The 19,017-nt window shown below is 54.1% G+C and carries 18 protein-coding genes and 1 other RNA gene; 8 read left to right on the top strand and 11 right to left on the bottom strand.

The window, feature by feature from the left end; genetic code table 11:
• From V6C07_RS01180 to V6C07_RS01150, 7 genes are all read right to left on the bottom strand, one after another.
• Window positions 1-1,536, bottom strand: a 1,536-nt coding sequence (locus tag V6C07_RS01180; protein ID WP_333534570.1) for an acetate--CoA ligase family protein, incomplete at its 3' end; no start/stop codon positions are given.
• A gap of 18 nt (window positions 1,537-1,554) precedes the next feature.
• Window positions 1,555-1,779, bottom strand: a complete 225-nt coding sequence (locus tag V6C07_RS01175; RefSeq protein WP_333534569.1) for a 4Fe-4S binding protein — start codon at window positions 1,777-1,779, stop codon at window positions 1,555-1,557.
• On the bottom strand, window positions 1,776-2,330 hold the full coding sequence (locus V6C07_RS01170; RefSeq protein WP_333534568.1) for a 2-oxoacid:acceptor oxidoreductase family protein: 555 nt from the start codon (window positions 2,328-2,330) through the stop codon (window positions 1,776-1,778). The genes V6C07_RS01175 and V6C07_RS01170 overlap by 4 nt, the downstream gene beginning before the upstream one ends.
• Window positions 2,320-3,081 carry a thiamine pyrophosphate-dependent enzyme gene (locus V6C07_RS01165; protein WP_333534567.1) on the bottom strand — a complete coding sequence of 254 codons (762 nt, stop codon included), beginning with the start codon at window positions 3,079-3,081 and terminating at the stop codon, window positions 2,320-2,322. The genes V6C07_RS01170 and V6C07_RS01165 overlap by 11 nt, the downstream gene beginning before the upstream one ends.
• A gap of 1 nt (window position 3,082) precedes the next feature.
• Window positions 3,083-4,153 carry a pyruvate ferredoxin oxidoreductase gene (locus tag V6C07_RS01160; RefSeq protein ID WP_333534565.1) on the bottom strand — a complete coding sequence of 357 codons (1,071 nt, stop codon included), beginning with the start codon at window positions 4,151-4,153 and terminating at the stop codon, window positions 3,083-3,085.
• A gap of 144 nt (window positions 4,154-4,297) precedes the next feature.
• A complete protein-coding gene (locus V6C07_RS01155) occupies window positions 4,298-5,620 on the bottom strand; it encodes an NAD(P)/FAD-dependent oxidoreductase (protein ID WP_333534563.1) in 1,323 nt (440 codons plus the stop codon).
• A 99-nt stretch (window positions 5,621-5,719) separates the two neighbouring features.
• On the bottom strand, window positions 5,720-7,075 hold the full coding sequence (locus V6C07_RS01150) for an MFS transporter (RefSeq protein WP_333534562.1): 1,356 nt from the start codon (window positions 7,073-7,075) through the stop codon (window positions 5,720-5,722).
• A 324-nt stretch (window positions 7,076-7,399) separates the two neighbouring features.
• Between V6C07_RS01150 and V6C07_RS13355 the strand changes: the two genes are divergently transcribed.
• The 6 genes from V6C07_RS13355 to V6C07_RS01120 all read left to right on the top strand — a co-directional run bounded on the left by V6C07_RS13355 (window position 7,400) and on the right by V6C07_RS01120 (window position 12,329).
• On the top strand, window positions 7,400-7,510 hold the full coding sequence (locus V6C07_RS13355) for a VOC family protein (RefSeq protein WP_442886160.1): 111 nt from the start codon (window positions 7,400-7,402) through the stop codon (window positions 7,508-7,510).
• Between the two features lie 867 nt (window positions 7,511-8,377).
• Entirely contained in the window at window positions 8,378-8,608 is a 231-nt protein-coding gene (locus V6C07_RS01140; RefSeq protein ID WP_333534561.1) for an alpha/beta hydrolase, read from the top strand.
• A 115-nt stretch (window positions 8,609-8,723) separates the two neighbouring features.
• Entirely contained in the window at window positions 8,724-9,740 is a 1,017-nt protein-coding gene (locus tag V6C07_RS01135; RefSeq protein WP_333534560.1) for an alpha/beta hydrolase fold domain-containing protein, read from the top strand.
• A 593-nt stretch (window positions 9,741-10,333) separates the two neighbouring features.
• Window positions 10,334-11,074, top strand: a complete 741-nt coding sequence (locus V6C07_RS01130) for a class I SAM-dependent DNA methyltransferase (protein WP_333534559.1) — start codon at window positions 10,334-10,336, stop codon at window positions 11,072-11,074.
• A gap of 253 nt (window positions 11,075-11,327) precedes the next feature.
• A complete protein-coding gene (locus tag V6C07_RS01125) occupies window positions 11,328-11,831 on the top strand; it encodes a pyridoxamine 5'-phosphate oxidase family protein (RefSeq protein WP_333534558.1) in 504 nt (167 codons plus the stop codon).
• 249 nt (window positions 11,832-12,080) lie between these two features.
• A complete protein-coding gene (locus tag V6C07_RS01120) occupies window positions 12,081-12,329 on the top strand; it encodes a hypothetical protein (protein WP_333534557.1) in 249 nt (82 codons plus the stop codon).
• A gap of 89 nt (window positions 12,330-12,418) precedes the next feature.
• Here the strand turns inward: V6C07_RS01120 and ssrA are convergent.
• The 4 genes from ssrA to V6C07_RS01100 form a co-directional block, all read right to left on the bottom strand.
• Window positions 12,419-12,796, bottom strand: a transfer-messenger RNA (tmRNA) gene (gene ssrA, locus V6C07_RS01115).
• Between the two features lie 47 nt (window positions 12,797-12,843).
• Window positions 12,844-13,341 carry a hypothetical protein gene (locus tag V6C07_RS01110; RefSeq protein ID WP_333534556.1) on the bottom strand — a complete coding sequence of 166 codons (498 nt, stop codon included), beginning with the start codon at window positions 13,339-13,341 and terminating at the stop codon, window positions 12,844-12,846.
• Window positions 13,342-13,557: 216 nt separating this feature from the next.
• The gene (locus tag V6C07_RS01105; protein ID WP_333534555.1) at window positions 13,558-14,154 is read right to left on the bottom strand and encodes a hypothetical protein; all 597 of its coding nucleotides are present in this window, start codon (window positions 14,152-14,154) and stop codon (window positions 13,558-13,560) included.
• Entirely contained in the window at window positions 14,151-14,984 is an 834-nt protein-coding gene (locus V6C07_RS01100; protein ID WP_333534554.1) for an HD domain-containing protein, read from the bottom strand. The genes V6C07_RS01105 and V6C07_RS01100 overlap by 4 nt, the downstream gene beginning before the upstream one ends.
• Before the next feature lie 216 nt (window positions 14,985-15,200).
• Here V6C07_RS01100 and dnaE point away from each other — a divergent pair, with 216 nt between their 5' ends.
• Together dnaE and V6C07_RS01090 are read left to right on the top strand one after the other, a co-directional pair.
• Complete coding sequence (gene dnaE, locus V6C07_RS01095) at window positions 15,201-18,683, top strand: DNA polymerase III subunit alpha (protein WP_333534553.1); 3,483 nt, start codon at window positions 15,201-15,203, stop codon at window positions 18,681-18,683.
• A 13-nt stretch (window positions 18,684-18,696) separates the two neighbouring features.
• On the top strand, window positions 18,697-19,017 hold a 321-nt coding region (locus V6C07_RS01090; protein WP_333534552.1), incomplete at its 3' end, for a hypothetical protein.

Genomic DNA, 19,017 nt, shown 5'->3' with positions numbered 1-19,017 from the left:
CAGCACTTCGCGGGCTTCGGTCTCCACAAGGTTTATCCTGTGCTGCGCGCGCACCCTGTCGAAAATGGCCTTCACGGCCGCATGACGGTCTTCAGGCAGGCTCGGGGGCGCTGCGGCCAGTTCCTCGCGTATTTTTTTCTGCCGGGTGCTGAAGCCCACAAGCGCGCCCATGGCCCGCATGGCTGCATCAATTGAAGCATAGACAGGAAAGCCGTGCTTCATGAGATAGGTCAGGCTTTCAGGGCGCTGCGCCTGATAGATGGAATGCATGACCACCGGCTTGTCGGACGTTACCGCGCGCTGCGCCAGATTTTTGGCCACATCCATTTCCAGTTGGCGGAATTCTTCCGACAGATCGCAGTAACCGCCGTAAAGGCCCACGATAACCAGCCCGTCCACCTCGGGATCGTCCAGCAGCACCTCGGCGCAACGGTCGAAAACCCACATGTCGCCTTCAGGCGTACCCGCAAGGTCCACAGGATTCCTGATGGGGCAATGGGGTTTGAGAATGGCGCGCAGCTTGTTCTGGGTCGCCTCGGACAGCACAAATGCGTCCAGACCGAACTGTTCGGCGGTATCCGTGGCCATGACGCCGTGGCCGCCGCCGTCGGTGAGAATGGCAATGCGGTTGCCCTTGGGCGTCTTGCAGCGCGAAAAAGCCTCGCCCACATCAAGCAGTTCATTGGGGGTGTTCAGCCGGATGACGCCGGCCTGATTCAGTGCGGCGTCAAAAACTTTCTCGCTGCCCGCCAGGGAACCCGTATGGGAAGCGGCTGCTCTGGCCCCCGCTTCGCTGCGGCCGATCTTGATGGCGGCCACAGGCTTTTTCAGGACCGTCATGCGGGCCTTTTCAACAAACCGCCGCCCGTCGTCCACGGACGAGACGCGCAGCCCTTCCATATACATGAGCACAACGCGTGTGCCTTCATCCCGCCCCAGATATTCCACAAAATCCGCGAAGCGCAGGTCGATCTGGTTGCCGATGGTCGCCCACCCGCTGTAGCCGAGATCGCGGGACTTGGCATTGAAGTTGATGTCGATGCCGAAATTGCCGCTTTGCAGCACAAGCCCCATGTCCCCCTTGTCCAGATCAATGATGCTGGCATTGAGACTGACGGGAGCGCTGAACAGGCCCATGCAGTTGGGTCCCATGATGCGCATGCCGCTTTTGGCGGCGATATCAAGCATCTGCTGCTCCAGCTTCTTGCCTTCGGACCCGGTTTCACCGAAACCTGTAGCCACGACAATGACGGCCTTTACGCCCTTATCCGCGCATTCCTGAAGCACAGGCAGGATATGTTTGGGGGCTATGCCCACAATGGCCAGATCCACCGGATCGGGAACATCGGAGATACTGGCATAGGGCTTGTGGCCCAGAATGTCGTCGGCCGCTGTTCTTGAGATGAGGTACAGTTGACCGGTAAACTTGTTGTCTATGAGGCTCTTGGCTGTCCAGTAGCCGTACTTCCTGGTGTCTGACGAGGCCCCGATGAGGGCCACGCTTTTGGGTTTGAACAGAGGAGTCAGGTCTGACATAAACAGGTACCTCGCGGGCTACTGATTCGCCTCGATGACGCCGATGGCGACATCCGGGCAGACAATGCGGCAAATATTGCACTTTATGCACTTTTCGGGCGCGACCTGGACCACAAAGGCATACCCCTGCTGGTTGAGGCCGGAGCCGATACCAAGCGTCTGCTTGGGACAGGCGGCGACGCACAGGCCGCATGACTTGCAGCGGGCGCCTTCAATCAGGTGCAACTTTGTTTTCTTGCTCATTTGCACGCCTCCTTTTCCACTGCCGTCATGCCCGCGTTCAGGGCCTGCAGGTTTATCTCCAGCAGGGCCGCCTTTTTTTTACCCAGCAGGTCCGTCAGGGCGGCGGTGACGGCATCGGCGCTCAACATGCCGGTTTTGGCCACAATCGCACCCAGCATGATGATGTTTGCCACGCGCACGTTACCCATTTCCTGCGCCATTTCAGAAACAGGCAGGGGAACCTGTTTCACTTCCGGGCGCACAAGCTGTTTTTTGATCAGAGAACTGTTCACAAACAGCGTGCCCCCTTCCTTGGCGGTTTCCAGGGCCGACTGGTAGATACTCTCGCTCATGGCTACGGCGACGTCGGCGTCCGCTTCCACAATGGGATTGCCGATGGGTTCGTCGGAAACTATGACATAGCCGGTGGAGTCGCCGCCACGCTGCTCAATACCGTAAGTCTGGGTCATGACCACCTGCTTTTTGTCCTTGATGCCGGCAAGACAGGTCAGCTTTGCCATCAGCGCGGCGCCCTGCCCGCCGGAACCGGAAAATGCGCACTTATATTTCACGGTTTTGCTCCAGTTCGTTTTTGAAAACCTGAGGCTGGAAGTAGCCAAGGGCCTCTTTGGCGGACCATGCGTAGGAATCCAGCACTTTCATCCTGAGGCCTGTGGGGCAAGGCACAATGACTTCTACAAAGGAGAAACCCAGTCCCCTGACCTGACATTCAAAGGCGTTGCGTATGCTCTTGGCGGCCTTGTTGATGCTCTTGGCGTCGGCCACGCTTTCACGGGCGAGGTAGGCAACCCCCTTCATGGCCCGCATCAGTTCCGGAACCAGCAGGGGATAGCCCTGGATGTGGATGTCACGCCCCTTGGCCGTGGTGGAGGTCACCTGGCCGGGAATGGTCGTGGGCGACATCTGCCCGCCGGTCATGCCGAAAAGGGAGTTGTTGACCATGATGCAGGTTATAGGCACGCCACGGTTGGCGGCATGCAGCAGTTCCGCCAGGCCGATGGCGCTCATGTCGCCGTCTCCCTGATAGGTGTAGACGATGTTGTCCGGCATACCGGCCTTGTAACCCACGGCCACGGCCGGCGAGCGCCCGTGCATGGCTTCAATGGCGTCTATTTCCATGTAATGGTGGGAAAAGCCGCCGCAGCCGATACCCACCACGGAAACGGTCTTTTCCCTGATGCCCATGGCTTCGATGGTTTCCGCCACCAGTCTGGTGACAACACCGTGCCCGCAGCCGGGGCAATAACTGAAAAGTTTATCAAATTTCAGCGTTTTGCCGTAGTAGTCTGCCAGTGTCTGCATGTTATTCTCCCTCAAGCAGTTTGCCGACTTCGCGGGACATGTCCGCCAGGGTGCACATGGGGATGTCGCCGCCGGTCTTGCCCAGAAAATGCACGGGAACCTGTCCGTTCACCGCCAGGCGCACATCGTCGATCATCTGACCGTGGTTCATTTCCACCACCAGGATGGACTTGACCGAAGCGGGAAGATTTTCAAAGGCCCTGTCCGGGAAAGGCCAGAGTGTTATGGGGCGGATGTAGCCCACACGTTTTCCTCTGGCGCGGCAGCTTTCAACCAGGTCCTTGCACATGCGTCCGTGAATACCGAAGGCCACCACAAGAACTTCGGCGTCTTCCACCTGCTCCTGCTCCCACATCTGTTCCTTTTCCTTGATGAGCGTGTATTTTTTGCGCAGGCGCTCGTTCATTTCATAACCTTGGGCGTGGGAATAGCTGCCCGTGAGCAAAAAACGCTTCGGGTGCTCGCCAGTACCGGTAAACCGCCACTCGGAGGTGTCAAAATCGGCGCTGTAGTCGTGAGGCGGGTCAAAGGTGGTGGATTCGGTCATCTGACAGGTCACGCCGTCCACCACAAAGAGCACGGGGGTGCGGTAGGTGTAGGCCAGTTTGATGCCATGCGGCATGAGGTCGGCAATTTCCTGACCGCAGGAGGGGGCAAGGACAATGACCCGGTAGTCGCCGTGGCCGCCGCCGCGCGTGGCCTGATAATAGTTGCTTTGCGCCCCGACGATGTCGCCGTCGCCGGGACCCACGCGCATGGCGTCCAGCAAGATGCAGGGCAGTTCACCTCCAGCCATGAAGGAAATGGTTTCCTGCATGAGAGACATGCCGGGACCCGATGTGGATGTAGCCCCCAGTTTGCCGGTACAGGCATAGCCAGCCAGGGCGTTGGCCACGGCCAGTTCGCTTTCCATTTGCACCATGCGTCCGCCGAATTCCGGCAGTTTGGTGGAAGAGTACCGCATGACGTCCGTGGCCGGCGTGATGGGATAGGCAAAGTGTCCACGGACGCCGCAACGGATCATGCTCTCGGCGAACGTCTCCGTATTTTTCAGGAACAGTGTTTCTTTCATCCTGAGTCTCACATGGGTTAATGGCTTCAAGAAAAATTGCCTGGATTTTACATTTATACCGCATTGCGGCATGTCGTTCCATAATGTTATTATTTTTTTCCTCTCGCCGACAAAAAGGTTCTGCCGGCAAGAGGATGCGGAAGGTCAAATTTCACCTCGGGCTGTAGCTGTTTCCCACAGTAGACGGCATTCGGCGCCGACTGTGCGGAAGGGTTCGGGTGGCAGCCAGCTGGGCTTCTTGTCATTTTTGAGAAAATCAAGAACTTCGCTGTTCATGCCGTTGGCCCATTCAGCGTGATAGGTGCCCATGGTAAAAGCCTTGATGATGCCCGCGCCTTCGCCCACGCCGGAGTAAAAAATATTTCCCTTGCGTCCGAAGACGGATCTGGAATTCATAGTCAGGTGGATCATGCCGCCCCATACATATTCAAAGTTTACATGCTTGTGCTTGGGGAAGCGGTTGTTGAAGGCCTTGCGCAACATGCGGCGTGACCGACGGATGCGTTCGGGCGAACTGGTGAGCCATGTGGCGTACATGAGCCCGTTGCGCACAAGCAGCCTGTTGTCGTGGGTAAATCGCACCGTGGTGCCTGCGGTATGCGCCGCCGTCACGCCCCAGGGCTTGACGTCCCTGCCAAGAGCATCCAGCTCGCTTTCGTCCAGTTGCCGCGAAAGCGCGCCAAAAGAAATGATGGGGCAAAACTGGTTTTTAGACAGGCCAAATTCTTCAAGGAAGGTGCTGATGGGAACCACCACGGCCTTGCAACGGATTTTTCTGCCATTGACCAGCACCACCTTGGGTTCCCTGTCGTCCTCTATACGCAGCACAGGGGTTTCTTCAAAAAGGTGCACGTTGGGAGGCAGCACGCTGCACAGCCCGCGCAGCACATCCGCAGGATTTACCAAGACGGAACCGGGATTGAACAGGGCCTTTTTATAGTACCTTGTACCCAGTTTGCGCGATAGTTCCTCATGTTCTACATATTGATAGGGAACGCCCACGTCGTCCAGGTCCTTGGCCTCGCTGTCAAGGTGCTTGAAGGCGCTGCTTTCGTTGGCGGCCAGGTATTTGCCACAGTCATCCCAGTCGACCTTGAGGTTGTGGTCTTTGATGATTTTGCGCATCTTGTCCTGTGAGGCCACGTTTAGCCGCACGCACCATTTTTTGTCTTCAACCGTCGAATCGTCACCGCCAAAAGCGTGCGGCACGTCAATAAGAAAACCCGCGTTCTTGCCGCTGTCGTTGGCTCCCACCCGGATGGCCTCAAAAACAGCTATCTTGGCGCCGGGGTTAAGTTCGGCAAAACGCCAGGCAGCGCCGAAGCCTCCGTAACCGCAGCCGATGACCACAAAGTCGTAGCTGTCCAGTATTTCTTCTTGCGAATTGAACTGGTGCTTTTTGAAAGGCGACGTTTCGAGCCAGCCGTTTACCCCGGTTTCTGCCGGAAAAATTTTTACTTCGCGCATTGATGCCCTCCTTGACTATCTTCCTTCAAAGTTGTTGTGATATACTGTCCCACAGTAACAAATCGACGCTCGCCACAGGGGATGCGTCATGCATACAGGTCAGCTTCTGAGCGCAACCGCGGGTACGGGTACACCATCCACCTTCGGGGTGTCCCCCATGAATTTTTCAGATGTTTCAGGCGCCCACATATGGCAGATCACGCCCCCCAGAAAGAGCGTGGCAACACAGCCGCCGAGGGAGGCCGCAATACCGAACTGTTCGGAAATGATCGGCAGCAGAAAGGTTCCCCCGGCCGCGCCGATACGACTGATGGCTATTGTAAGGCCCACACCCGAACCACGCAGTTCCGTGGGGAACAGCTCGGGGGGATAGGCGAATTCCAATGTGATGGAAATCGCCAGCACCAGGGCAAAGGCCGCGACAAAGGCCAGGGCGATATAGGGGGGCATGCCCTGCCAGACTGTAAGAATCAGCAGGAGCACGCCCCCGCCGTAAAAGGTTCCCAACAGGAAGGCACGGCGGGAAATCCTGCTGATAAGCCATGTGCCGAAAAGCACCCCGACCATGGTAAAAACATTGTACAGTACGCCGGTGGCATAGGGATTTTCAATCTTCAGTTCCGTCAGCACCATTGGCAGAAAGATGCTGATGGCGAAGAAAGGCAATACCTGACAGGCAAAGAACACGCCGGAAACAATGGTATTGTAAAGAAGAGGTTTGCGGAACAGGCGGATCCAGGAAGTTGAAGCTTTTTTCCCCTCTGTCGGCGGCAGGTCGTAGCCCTCGCCCAGATGCTGCCGGATAATTTCCAGTGCCTCACGGGTTCTGCCCTTGCTCGCCAGCCAGTTCGGCGATTCGGGCGAACCCAGGCGCACCAGCATGGTGATAAAGCCCAGCACCGCGGACGAGGCAAGAATCCAGTTCCAGCTTACGTCTCCCAGGCTTTGCAGCCCGACACCCACGCAATAGGCAAGAACATACCCCATGGTCCATGTGACCAAAAGCCAGGCCAGGATGCTGCCGCGCTTCTTGCGGGGCGTCCATTCGCTGAGCAGGGCTATGCCCACCGCATAGTCTGCGCCGACGGCCATGCCCAGCAAAAAGCGCACGGCAGCCAGGGTCAGCGGTTCGGAGATGAGAAGCTGCGCAAGGGAGACGATTACGGATACCAGCATAAGCACGCAAAAAAGGAACTTGCGTCCGATGCGGTCGGCCAGAGAGCCCATGAGCAGGCTGCCGAAAAGAATGCCCAGCAGTGAGCCTGCTCCGATGAGCCCCATCCAGAAGCTGGTCAGCCCCAGAGGTTTTGCCGCGTAGCTCAGGGCAATTCCCACAATGCCCAAAATATAGCCATCACAGATCTGCCCCAGAAAAGCGCCCGCCGCAATCTTCCGGTGCAGAGGCAAAAAAGGAGCGTCTTCAAAACTTGTAAGGCCCTGGTGATGCTCTGCCATACCCCTCTCCTGAATAACTCGTTTAATAGGGCAACTGCCGAAAATCCCACGACAGTCAACAAGCTGGTCCATCAACGCGCATCTGCGTACAGGCTTGCTGAAAACTGGCCTGTCGGTCTGGAATGACTTGCAGGCGGAAGCGTCTTCAGCTACACTCTTTATACCGCATTACGGTACATTGTTCCGTTTTTTAAAAAATATCTCTAATCAAATTTGCTGTCAAGGAGGGTTACAAATTATTTACGATTTCGTTGCGGCTAGTTGCAGGCATGAACTTTGGCAAGTGGTTACGCACACAGAATTTTTTTCGCCTCAGGAGGGCATATGCGGCTTGAAGGCTACTTGCTGGTCACCAGAGATATTGACGCGTCAAAAGACTTTTACTGCAGGATCATGCAGGCAAAAGAACTAGTCGGCATGGCAGCATTGCTATGACCCTCATCAGGTAGACAAAGCAAAAAAACACCAGGCTTAAACTCTGAAAATATGATGGGGGTCTTTTATGGCCGACGGTAAGAAGACTACGCTTATGCGCAAGCTCGGTATCCAGTCTGTTATTCGCAAAAAGCGTCGTTACTTTGATCTGGTGCTCGCCACATTAGACAAACTCCAGACAAACTCCCGACAATGCCAGGCGCGGTAGTGCATTCAGATCAAGGGTTTCAATACACTCACAAATTGCATTGTAACCGACTTGAAAAATTACAACTTCAGGCAAGTCATTCGCGCAAAGGCAATTGCTTGGACAATGCTTGCGCTGAATCGTTCTTTTCACATTTGAAGGCTGAAATTTTCTCAAAAAATCAGTGCAGGGCAAAGAAGACACGAGCGCACTGACTGAAGAGTATATCCGATTATTCCTTGAAAAAGCACACGAACTGAGGCTAGAGGGCATTCGAGACTCTGCAGCTACACTCAACGTTGAAGAGCTATGATAATGGCGGATGACAGTCAGCTCAGAATCGCGATTTAAGGTTGTCCAAAAATAACCCGGATGGTTTGGAAAATACCTGATGTTTTTTCCAAACCAGATTGACCTGCGATTCCAGAGAGGGTGACAACGGGCGGAAACACAGGCTGCTTTCGCCCGTTGTGTTTACGATGTTATCAAGGCACAGGGCGTAAGCGGAAGGCGGCCCGGCCAGATACACCAGCGGCACAGTACATGAAATCAATGCAAATTCGCACCCTCTTGAAATAAAGTTTTACGAATTTTACCGCACTCCCAGAGGCGAGTTCACGCCCGAAGGCCAGACCAGAAAAACCACGACCCATCCAACCTTAAGCAGCAATACCAAGTTTATGAACTTTTACCCGTTCAATGACATCGAAACAATTTCGCCCCGCGCCCTGCTGTTCATTACTGGCGATCAGGCGTACTCCAAGGAGTTCAGTGAGGACGCTTACAAGCGGGCCGCGGAACCGAAAGAACTATATTACGTCAAAGGGGCCGGACATGTTGACCTGTACGACCGATTGAGCCTGATTCCCTTTGATAAATTAGGTAGCTTCTTCACGCAAAATCTCAAATAGCCAAATCGGCATGGAATATATAGACTCTAAATATGGAATACGGGTAGCCGCGTCCTGTGTAACGGGGCGCGGCTGCTTTTGTACAGCTAAATTGTAGGAGGTCAAATTTATGAAAATGGTGAAGAAAAGCCTGTTGGCTCTTTTCTTATTCTGCATGTCCACAGTTCAGGTCCAAGCCGCGACAGGCGACATACCCGTACCGGATACTGTCAGCCCACAGTTACGGAAACTCATCAGCGCAGGCGCGCCCTCTCACTGGAACACCCATCCAAAAAATGCGGAGGAATGGAGAATATTTGTAAAAAGTTTTGCGGATTCGATGGAATCCATCCTGCCCGCACTGCGGGAGCAGATGGGCGTTACGGTCACGGCGGAGGCTATGGGCGGAGTTCCCGTATTCCTCGTCACCCCCAAAAATCTTCCAGAAGAAAACATGGGCCGGGTTCTTTTAAATTTTCATGGTGGCGGGTATGTGCTGGGGCCGGGCGAATCCGGCACCTATGAGGCCATTCTGGCGGCTGCCCTCTGCGGCTATTGCGTCATTATGCCGGATTACAGGATGGCTCCGAAGTTTCCATACCCGGCTGCCCTGGATGATGCTGCTGACGTCTATAGAGCGCTTTTGAAAACCACGCCTTCAGAAAAAATCGGCGTTTTCGGTACTTCCACGGGCGGCGGCATGACACTGGCACTGATTCTCCGCGCCAAGGCAGAAGATTTACCGTTGCCAGCCGCGATTGCCGCAGGAACCCCCTGGGCAGACCTCACGAAAACAGGCGACTCCTATTTCACCAATGAACATCTGGATAACGTACTGGTGAGCTATGAAGGCTGGCTTGGCGAGGCAGCAAAAGTTTACGCAGACGGCCACGATCCAAAAGATCCGATGCTGTCCCCCGTTTATGGAGATGTCAGCGGCTTTCCGCCAACGCTTCTCACTTCCGGCACTCGCGACCTCTTCTTGAGCAACACCGTGCGTATGCATATCAAACTCCGGCAGGCCGGAGTGGATGCGGATTTGATTGTTTTTGAAGGCATGTCACACGCTCAATATATGATGCTGCCTGATGCGCCTGAAACTATACTCCACTTTAAAGAGCTTGGAAAATTCTTCAAAAAATACCTTAAATAGCATTTATTACCAAGTATTACAATACAAAGGTGTTGTCTTCTTAAGCCTTGAAGAAGCGCTTCCCCATGTTGCAATAGCAGTATCCGAAGGTTACCTGCTCACGTTGTTTTTTCTTCTTGAACTCGAAAGGAAAAGCATAGGATCATGGTGAAAGATGCTGAATCCAGCCTTACAGAGCATGGCGTTAAGAAGGCGCACCTAGAGCAGATTAACTTTGAGAATGTATATTCTCAAAGTTTAAGGCACGCTCACTTCGGCGTTTAACCGCGCAGATAAACTGCGCTTACGCCTCCGTAGCGAACGTCTGCTCACGCAGCCTTCCGAGCAATTTCAAAGTGAAATTGCTCTAGCCCCTGCCCTGAACCGGGAATGCATGCTCCCGCTTTTTACCGCCGTCCGGTTGGATTGAATTTGAGGCCAAGAATGGCGGACAACCAACAGTTGAAATTTCGCAAGTTTTTGCTCAGAATGATAGGATATGCTGACTGTTGAAATCCAAAAAACTGCAACAAGCATTATCATATCTCGGACGCCCCATTATCTTGTGCGGATTTTTATGACGCAAAAAATGTTTCAGGAAAGAAGATAACGACATGTTTACTGAGTATGGCGAATTGAGCACAAAGCTGTATGAACTGACTAAGCCCGTTGGCTGCTCTATTAATGGTGATTTAGAGTATTATTATGAGCAACTGAAAGACACGAAAGGGAAAATTTTGGAAGCCGGTGTCGGCACTGGGCGAATAATGATTCCCCTGCTCCAAAAAGGATTAAAGGTAGAAGGTGTAGACATATCTGCTGACATGCTGAAGCAATGCAAAGCGAACATGCTGGCTGCCGACACAGCAGGCCACCTGTATCAAGAAGACCTTACAAACCTGAAGCTATCCCCCAAATATGAAAGCATAATAATGCCGACAGGGAGCTTCAGTTTGTTGGCGCGCGATCGTGTCAAGGAAGTATTGCGCTCTTTTTATCAGCATCTTGAAGAAGATGGAAAATTCATTGTTGATTTGGAATTGCCAGCAGAGTTTATTCCCAATAGCGTGTCAATAAGCCAGTTCCCCATTGATGGCAATTTTGGAATTCTATTTACCTCAACCTCTCAAAAGATAGATTGGCATCAACAAAAGACAAGCTTCATCCATCGATATGATCTGCTGGAAAAAGGTAAGATCCTGCAAACGGAATTATCAAACTTTGTGCTTTACTGGTACGGAATAGAAGAGTTTAAGCTTTTGCTGGAATGTGCGGGTTTTTCGTCCATTGAGTGCCAATCTGGGTACGGAAAGTGTCCTTCCTCTCCGCTTATGACCTTTATTGCAGTAAAATGACCATAAGAGTCTTTCTGGAACCTTGCCGTATCATAGTCAGTGCAAGTTCTCTTCATTTGATGTTGCGATTGGTCTGGACAGTGACTCATGCTCCGTTCATAAGCAACGCCGCTGAAAAGTACTTTGCAACGCATGTTCCAAAGCAGGCGTCTCAGCATCATCCCAGAAAAATTGATGAAGGCGCGGCTTACGACCTGTTTTTAAATGAATTGGGAAAATCAGGGGACAGAAATTTTCAACTCAGGAAATATCTATGTACAGAGACATGAGAAGAAAAGACCGGCAGATTTCTCATGAAGAAGCGTTGGAAATCTTGCAGAACGAGGAATATGGCTTTTTAGCAACAGTTGATAAGAACAACCAGCCCTATGTTGTACCATTGTCTTATGTACTTATTAAAAACGAAATATTTTTCCATAGCGCTTTTTCAGGGCAAAAAATCGACAATATAGCCAATGAAGAAAAAGTCTGTTTCAGTGTCGTAGGAAAAACTCAGCCCGTATACGATAAAAATTTTACCACATATTTTGAAAGTGTTGTTGTCTATGGCAAAGCCCGCATAATAGACGCCATTGATGTAAAAAAAGATGTTCTTTTTGAACTTGCTAAAAAATATTTACCTGATTGTATAGATATGGCAGAGGGAGCAATTAAAGGCTCCATATCAAGAACTGGCATTATCGCGCTAACCATCGACCACATTACAGGAAAGGCAAAAAGAAAAAAACTGCATCAGCAAGAATCAAATATCACCTAGCCTGCTCCCCACCATTTTAATTGGGGCGGCAGAGCCTGTCACGGTTTTGAACGGCCCCTGCCATCCCAGACTCCGGCCTTGCCAGTGGCCTATTTTCAGGTGAGCCTGCTTTGGGACTCGACTAGAGGAGCAAGTTTTTTGCGGTAGCATTACCCGCAAGGGAAAATAGCCCGCCGTCCACTGGCGGTTGATAGCGCCCGGAGCTTTCTATTTCAGAGAGTTCGCATATCAAAATCAGTGGCGTGCCTCATGTCTACCCTCACATCCCCGAGCCAAAGTCTTCCCGATTTTGCAGCGCTTGCTGAAAAGCTGCAATCAACTGCACAGGCTTTATTGGCCGTTAGCTCGCCTGCGGTCACGGAGCCGGACAACGAACCACCACCAGCGGGAAAAAAGACACCTCCGGAACTTCGTATTTTTCAAGTCCCCGGATTCATTGCTGACGAAGAAAAGGAAATGCTCGAACGGCTCTGCTCCAAACACGCACTGATGTCATAAGGCCAACCGCAACGGCACGAGATCCAAAAGCAAAAAACAAAGTCCCGCAAGGTTTTTGGAACCTTGCGGGATTTTCTGAAATTGTTAGATGGTGGAGGCGGGGGGAATCGAACCCCCGTCCGAGAACATTCCACACGAAGCATCTACAGGTTTAGGTCAAGTATGTATTTCACCGCGTTGTTGGCCCCTGACCAGGCGCAACGCAGCAATCTCGCCAGTAAACTCCTCGCGAAAAACCCCGGCGAGAGCCGGTTTTCGCCAGCCTGATACATGTCGCCAATCAGAGTTATCAGGCATGGCCCTGACTGGCGCGACCGTTAAACGGTCATTGCCTCGCTGTTATTAGGCAGCGTAAGCGTAGTCGTAATCGTTGTTGGCAATTACTTGTGTGCCGCTTTTTACGAGGCCAGCGGCGCCTCGACCTGCCGCTACGGTTTCCACGTCCCCGTCGAAACCAGTGCGCCCCCATTTCCTTGGGAAAGTAATATAAGACGGTTACTGCCGATTGGCAAGCTCAACGAACATAGAAATGTGAAAGAGAGCCTTTCAGACACATCCGGTAGCGGCTGAAAACAGTGGCGTCCACGTCGTCAGCATTGGCTTTCAACGCGCCCTGCGCCTGGGATGCAACCGACAGGCCATGCGCCAGAAGGGCCACCTTCGCCATGACGTGAAAATATTTCTGCAAGGCAGGATGTTCTGAAATAATGCGGCACAGTTTTTCTGCGTCCTGATCCTTACCTTCCACCACAAGGTCTCCGGTATGGGACAGATACAGTACCAGACGCTCATCAAAGTCAAGAGTCTGCTCTTTCATGCATGACTGAAGCTGCGCCATAAAAGCTTCCTGCATGGCCTCAAGCCTGAGCTCAATGGCATCAACAAGTCCGCTCCCCGAGCGCTCCAGGTCGTGCAGAATATGCAGGTTTGCATCATCAAGACATGCCAGAGGCTCACTGAGCGATGATCCGAAATACTGGTTATTGCCTGCGTCAGCTCTGCCGGACTGCATATGGAGCATGCTGCTTATCTGGTTTGGGCTTTCTGGTGTCACAGGCTCCCCCGGTAGGCTTGTGGTCTTTTTTGCCGTGTGTGGCTGCAATGCCGGGTATTAAGCAAGATAGATGCCAGAAAAAGTGAATTCATGCATAAGTCTAAAAAATATCAAGAGATACACATGTCCTCACGCAAACGGCTTGACTCTCCTCCCCTGCCCGGCAAAAAAACATCAGCTTGTCCGCAGGCAATTTGCCCGCAAGCGCAGCATAACGGCCGCCCCGCCAAGCAGTGTGCGCCTTTCGAGCACCTCTAAACCCATGCGGAAAACAAGTCCTTCCAGCCCCCCGGACTTCATAAATGCCGCTACGTGTACACTCTTCAGACCCGGCAGAAAATTCACCAATGCCGCTGCGGGCAGTTCCAGATTGCGCTCGGCGCACTTGAAGTCAACAACCAGCGTCTCCACAGCGGCAGCCAGAGCCAGGTGCAGCAGCGCTTCGGCCACGGCGGGCGGCAGGTAAAAAAGTCCATATGCCATGCGCACAAGGGGAACCGGATCATGGGACATATGCCGCAGCGCTTCCGGAGTGGCATTAAGCGGCGCGCCGGACGCCCCCGCAGGCCAGGGAACCTTTCGCACAAGCAGTTTTTTCGGAAAAAAAGGCGGACAATCGAACAAGGGAGGAAAAACAAAGGCTGCCGGGCCGCCAGACGACTCCACCGCCGCGTCCTCGTCTCGCGCGTCAGATGCGACTGCCGAAGCGGAGGCAGCAGGACTTTGCAGCACAGCAGAAGACGCGCGTTGCTCAGGCAAATGCTGCATCATGCCCTGCCGCCTATTTTTTCAAGCATTGCCCGGCGCACTTCGCCATAGGCCGCGTCAACGGGCAATCCCAGTAGAAGATTACGGGCGTGGCCGTCTTCCACAAACTGGCAGCGGCTGGACGCAAAATGCATGTCAAAAAACCATGTCCCCAGCAGCACGCGAAAATCATTGACGCTGCGCAAATCTGCATAGGCAGCCACCCGGTTTTCACTGGCCGCCCTGAGTACGGCCTCGGCATATAAACCAGGGGTATCGGGAAGGCTCAGCACAACGGTGGGATTATAGGGGCCGGGACCAGACAGGTGCTCGTCCATAACGCGCAAGATATCCAGCTTGTCTGAATCACGCACCACGTGGGCAGCCGCTGACATGGCCTCTGTCAGGCCCGGTGGCAACGCAAAACGGTTGTGCAGCCCTACCGCTGCCATCACAGCCTTGCGTGTGGCCGTAGCCTCGCCAATGAGGCGGCGTTCACGTTTGAGGACGCGCACCCCCAACTGTCCGTGGTTGCACGACTGGCTGTCCTTGAAGGTGTGATAGCGCAAATACTGCTCAAATCGACCGACGTCATGATACAAAGCTGCAAGCAGGCAGACCCGCCCCAGAGCCGGAGAAAACCTTTCGCCGGCCACGATGCGCTCCGCAGTTTCAAGCACAGCAAGGCTGTGGCGCAGTTTAAGAAGCATGGGGGCAACATCGCCGTGCTGCCTGGCCTCTTCTTTGGCGCACTGTGCAGCGGCATAGGCCATAAACCAGTCTTTGTGACCCGTTATATCGAGATGATCGCGGATACCGCGGACATCGCGCGCGTTGTCGTGCTGTTTTTTCATGTCGTTTCTGTACTCCCCCGCGCCGTGCAAATCAATGCGCGTCCCGCATGGCCCCGCTGTGCGCGCAGTTCTGCCAGATCAGCCCGAGTTGGCGCACGCCAGCCGCTTGAGAGGTCGGGCGGCTTTTGCTATAAGAAACGGCCGGGGGCTGTCAGCCCTCAGCACTACACATTCACAATCTTCAATTTCCTCTGTTTCCAGTCTTCCGGAGAGTTCATGTCCGATTTTGTTCACCTGCATTGCCATACCGAATACAGCCTGCTTGACGGAGCCATCCGCATCAAAGACCTCTGCGCCCGCGCCAAGGACTTTGGCATGCCCGCCTGCGCCATTACCGACCACGGCAACCTTTTTGGCGCTGCCTATTTTTATCAGGGCTGCAAAGAGTTTGGTATTAAACCCATCTTTGGCTGCGAAGTTTACGTTTGTCACGACCATACAGACAAGAAAACGGATTCTCCCCTTGCCCGCAGACGTCATCACCTTATACTGCTGGCGCAGAACAAGGTCGGCTACCATAACCTGGTAAAGCTTGTCAGCCACGGCTTTCTTGACGGTTTCTACTACAAGCCGCGTGTGGACAAAGTGCTGCTGCGCAAGTATTCTGAGGGGCTTGTCTGCCTTTCCGCCTGCATCGCGGGCGAAATTCCCAAGGCCATTCTGGCTGACGACATGGATCTGGCCCGCAAGCTGACGCACGAATATGCCGACATCTATCCGGGCCGCTTTTACCTGGAGCTTCAATCCAACGGGCTCAAGGAACAGGAAAAAGCCAATACCGCGCTTATTGAACTGGCCGAAACGTGCAACGTGCCCCTGGTAGCCACCAACGACTGTCACTACCTGAACGCTGACGACGCCGAGGCCCATGAGGTGCTGCTTTGCATTCAAACGCAGACCACTATGGACGACCCCAAGCGCATGCAGTTCGGTACGCACGAGCTTTACTACAAGTCCATAGAAGAAATGGAAAAATCTTTCGGCCATGTGCCGGAAGCCCTTGCCAATACCGCACGCATTGCAGAGACCTGCAATGTGGAGCTGGATTTCGGCAATCATTATTTTCCCGTCTATCAACTGCCCGAAGGCTCCAGCATGGAGTCCGAATTCCGGCGGCTTGCCGAAGAAGGCCTCGAAAAAAGACTGGAAAACCACCCGGATCGCGACCAGTTGGACCCGCAAGTCTATCGCGACCGCCTGCAGTATGAGCTGCGCGTTATCCTTGAAATGGGTTTTCCGAGCTATTTTCTTATCGTGCAGGAATTCATCAACTGGGCAAAAAATAACGACATCCCCGTAGGACCAGGGCGAGGATCCGCGGCAGGCTCGCTGGTGGCCTGGGCCTTGCGCATTACCAACCTCGACCCCATCCCCTACAATCTTCTGTTTGAACGCTTTCTGAACAGTGAGCGCGTGTCCCTGCCCGATATCGACGTGGACTTCTGCGAACGCCGCCGCGGCGATGTCATCAAGCACATGGTGGAAACCTACGGCGAAGGTTCGGTGGCGCAAATCACCACCTTCGGAACCATGAAAGCCAAAGGCGTCGTGCGCGACGTCGGCCGCGCCCTGGGCATGAGCTTTGCCGAAACAGACCGCATCGCCAAGCTGGTTCCGGCCGACCTCAAAATGACGATCAAGAAGGCTCTCGAAAGCGAGCCGGAACTGGAAAAGCTGTATCTTGAAGACCAACAGGTCAAGCACCTTCTTGATACGGCGCGCCGTCTTGAGGGCCTGGCACGCCACGCTTCCACCCACGCCGCCGGGCTTGTCGTTTCGGACAAGCCCATGAAGGAATACCTTCCTCTGTATCTCGGCAAACGCGGCGAACTTGTGACCCAGTTTGACGGTCCCATGACGGAAAAGGCCGGGCTGGTCAAATTCGACTTTCTGGGCCTCAAAACCATGACGCTTATCCAGGATACCCTGGATAACATCAGTCTTCAGGGGCAGACTCCGCCGAATCTCGACAACCTTCCGCTGACTGACGCCGAAACATACGAACTTTACGCACGGGGCGAAACCGACGGCGTGTTCCAGGTGGAAAGTTCGGGCATGCGGCAGTATTTGCGCATGCTGCGCCCCACCTGCTTTGAAGATGTCATCGCCATGCTGGCGCTTTACCGGCCCGGCCCTCTTGGTTCCGGCATGGTGGACGAGTTCATCAAGCGCAAACACGGGCAGGTTCCTGTCATCTATCCGCACGAGTCGCTTACCGACTGCCTGCGCGATACCTATGGCGTTATTGTCTATCAGGAACAAGTCATGCAGATCGCCCAGATCATCGCCAGCTATACGCTTGGCGGGGCCGACCTGCTGCGCCGTGCCATGGGCAAGAAAAAAGCCGAGGCCATGGCAAAAGAGCGCGTCACCTTTGTGGCCGGAGCTCAAAAAAATAATATCAGCGAAGAAAAAGCCAACGAAATATTCGACTTGATGGAAAAATTTGCGGAATACGGCTTCAACAAGTCCCATTCCGCCGCCTACGCGCTCATTTCCTACTACACGGCGTACCTGAAGGTTCACTACAAGGTCGAATTCATGGCCGCCCTGCTCACTTCTGAAATGGGCAACCAGGACAAGCTGCTCAAGTACGTCTCCTGCTGCAAGGATATGGGCATCGACGTGGTTCAGCCCTCGGTAAACCGCAGTCAGCGCGAATTTTCAGCTCATGACGGCAAGGTTGTTTTCGGCCTTGGCGGTATCAAAAACGTGGGCGATGAAGCCATCCGGGAAATAATAGAAGCCCGCCAGCAGGAAGAAGAATTTACCTCGCTTTTTGATCTGTGCTGCCGGGTAAATCTGCGCAAGGTTACCAAACGCGTGCTGGAATCCCTGATAAAAGGCGGAGCCTGTGACTGCTTTGGCGTGTCCCGGGCCGCCATGCTGGCCTCTCTGGATCTGGTGGTGGCCCGCGCTCAGAAGAAAGCCAAAGACAAGAATTCCAACCAGGTCTCCTTGCTGGCTATGGCCCCTGTGGCAGAAAGCGCTCCTCAACCGGGCATAGGCATAGACTGCCCGGAGGCCGACACTCCCGAAATGGCTGACGAGGACAAACTGCGCGCGGAAAAGGAAGCCCTGGGCTTTTTCCTTACGAGCCACCCCTTGCAACCCTACCTGCGCGAGATACGCCGTCTGGGCCTCACCACGCTTGAAGACGCGCGAGACATGTTCCCGGGGGCGGAAGTGCGCTGTGCCGTGCTTGTGACCAGCGTGCGGGAGGTTATTACCAAAAGCAAGGGAGAGCGCATGGCCTTTGCCGCGGTCGAAGACCTTACCGGTCATGCCGAGGTAACCTTTTTTCCACGCAGCTATGCCGAAATCCGCCAGATGCTGCACTCGGAACAGCCCCTTTGCCTGACTGCCCGCCTGGACAAAGAACCGGGCGACAATCGCGACACTGACGATGAGGGAGAAGAAGCCCCGCGTGAGATCAAGCTGCTGGGCCAGAGCCTGCTGCTGATGGCCGAATGCTGCGGGCTGAATGACACGCCGGTATGCGTACAGATTCCCCCCCACCGCATGGGGCGCCAAGACCTGCTGGCCTTGCGCAATATTCTTGAAAGCCACCCCGGCTCGGTGGAAACACATGCCCAGATATGCCTTGAAGGACATGTCTGCCACCTGCATCTGGACAATGCCCTCAAGGTCTCTCCCGGTCCCGACCTGGATAAAGCCCTTGCCGCCTGGGCTTCATAAGGTCGATTTACTCATGGTGAGATTTTTTGTCATTACGGGCTTTGGCCTGGCCTTTATCAACGGCTGGATCATCTGGTGGCTGTGGCGCGCGCTTCCCCATACGGGCTGGCTGCGTCCGCTTCTGTGCCTGACGGTAGCCACACTTGGCCTGTCCTTTCCCCTGCTCTACAAGCTGGGCGATGAATCCCTGGCTCAGGTCTGGCTGCTGCGGGCCGGCGCTTTCTGGCTCGGTATGGTTTTCTACGTCTTTTTGCTGGTGCTGCTCATGGATGCCTGGGGCCTGGCAAGCCGCCTGTGGCTTGACCCGCCAGCAGCCGGCGTTCCTCGCTGGGGC

The organism is Desulfovibrio sp. 1214_IL3152 (genome assembly GCF_036763055.1).
GTDB lineage: Bacteria > Desulfobacterota > Desulfovibrionia > Desulfovibrionales > Desulfovibrionaceae > Desulfovibrio.
The sequence above is the reverse complement of the archived record's forward strand: the minus strand, read 5'-3'. Positions and strand labels throughout refer to the sequence as shown.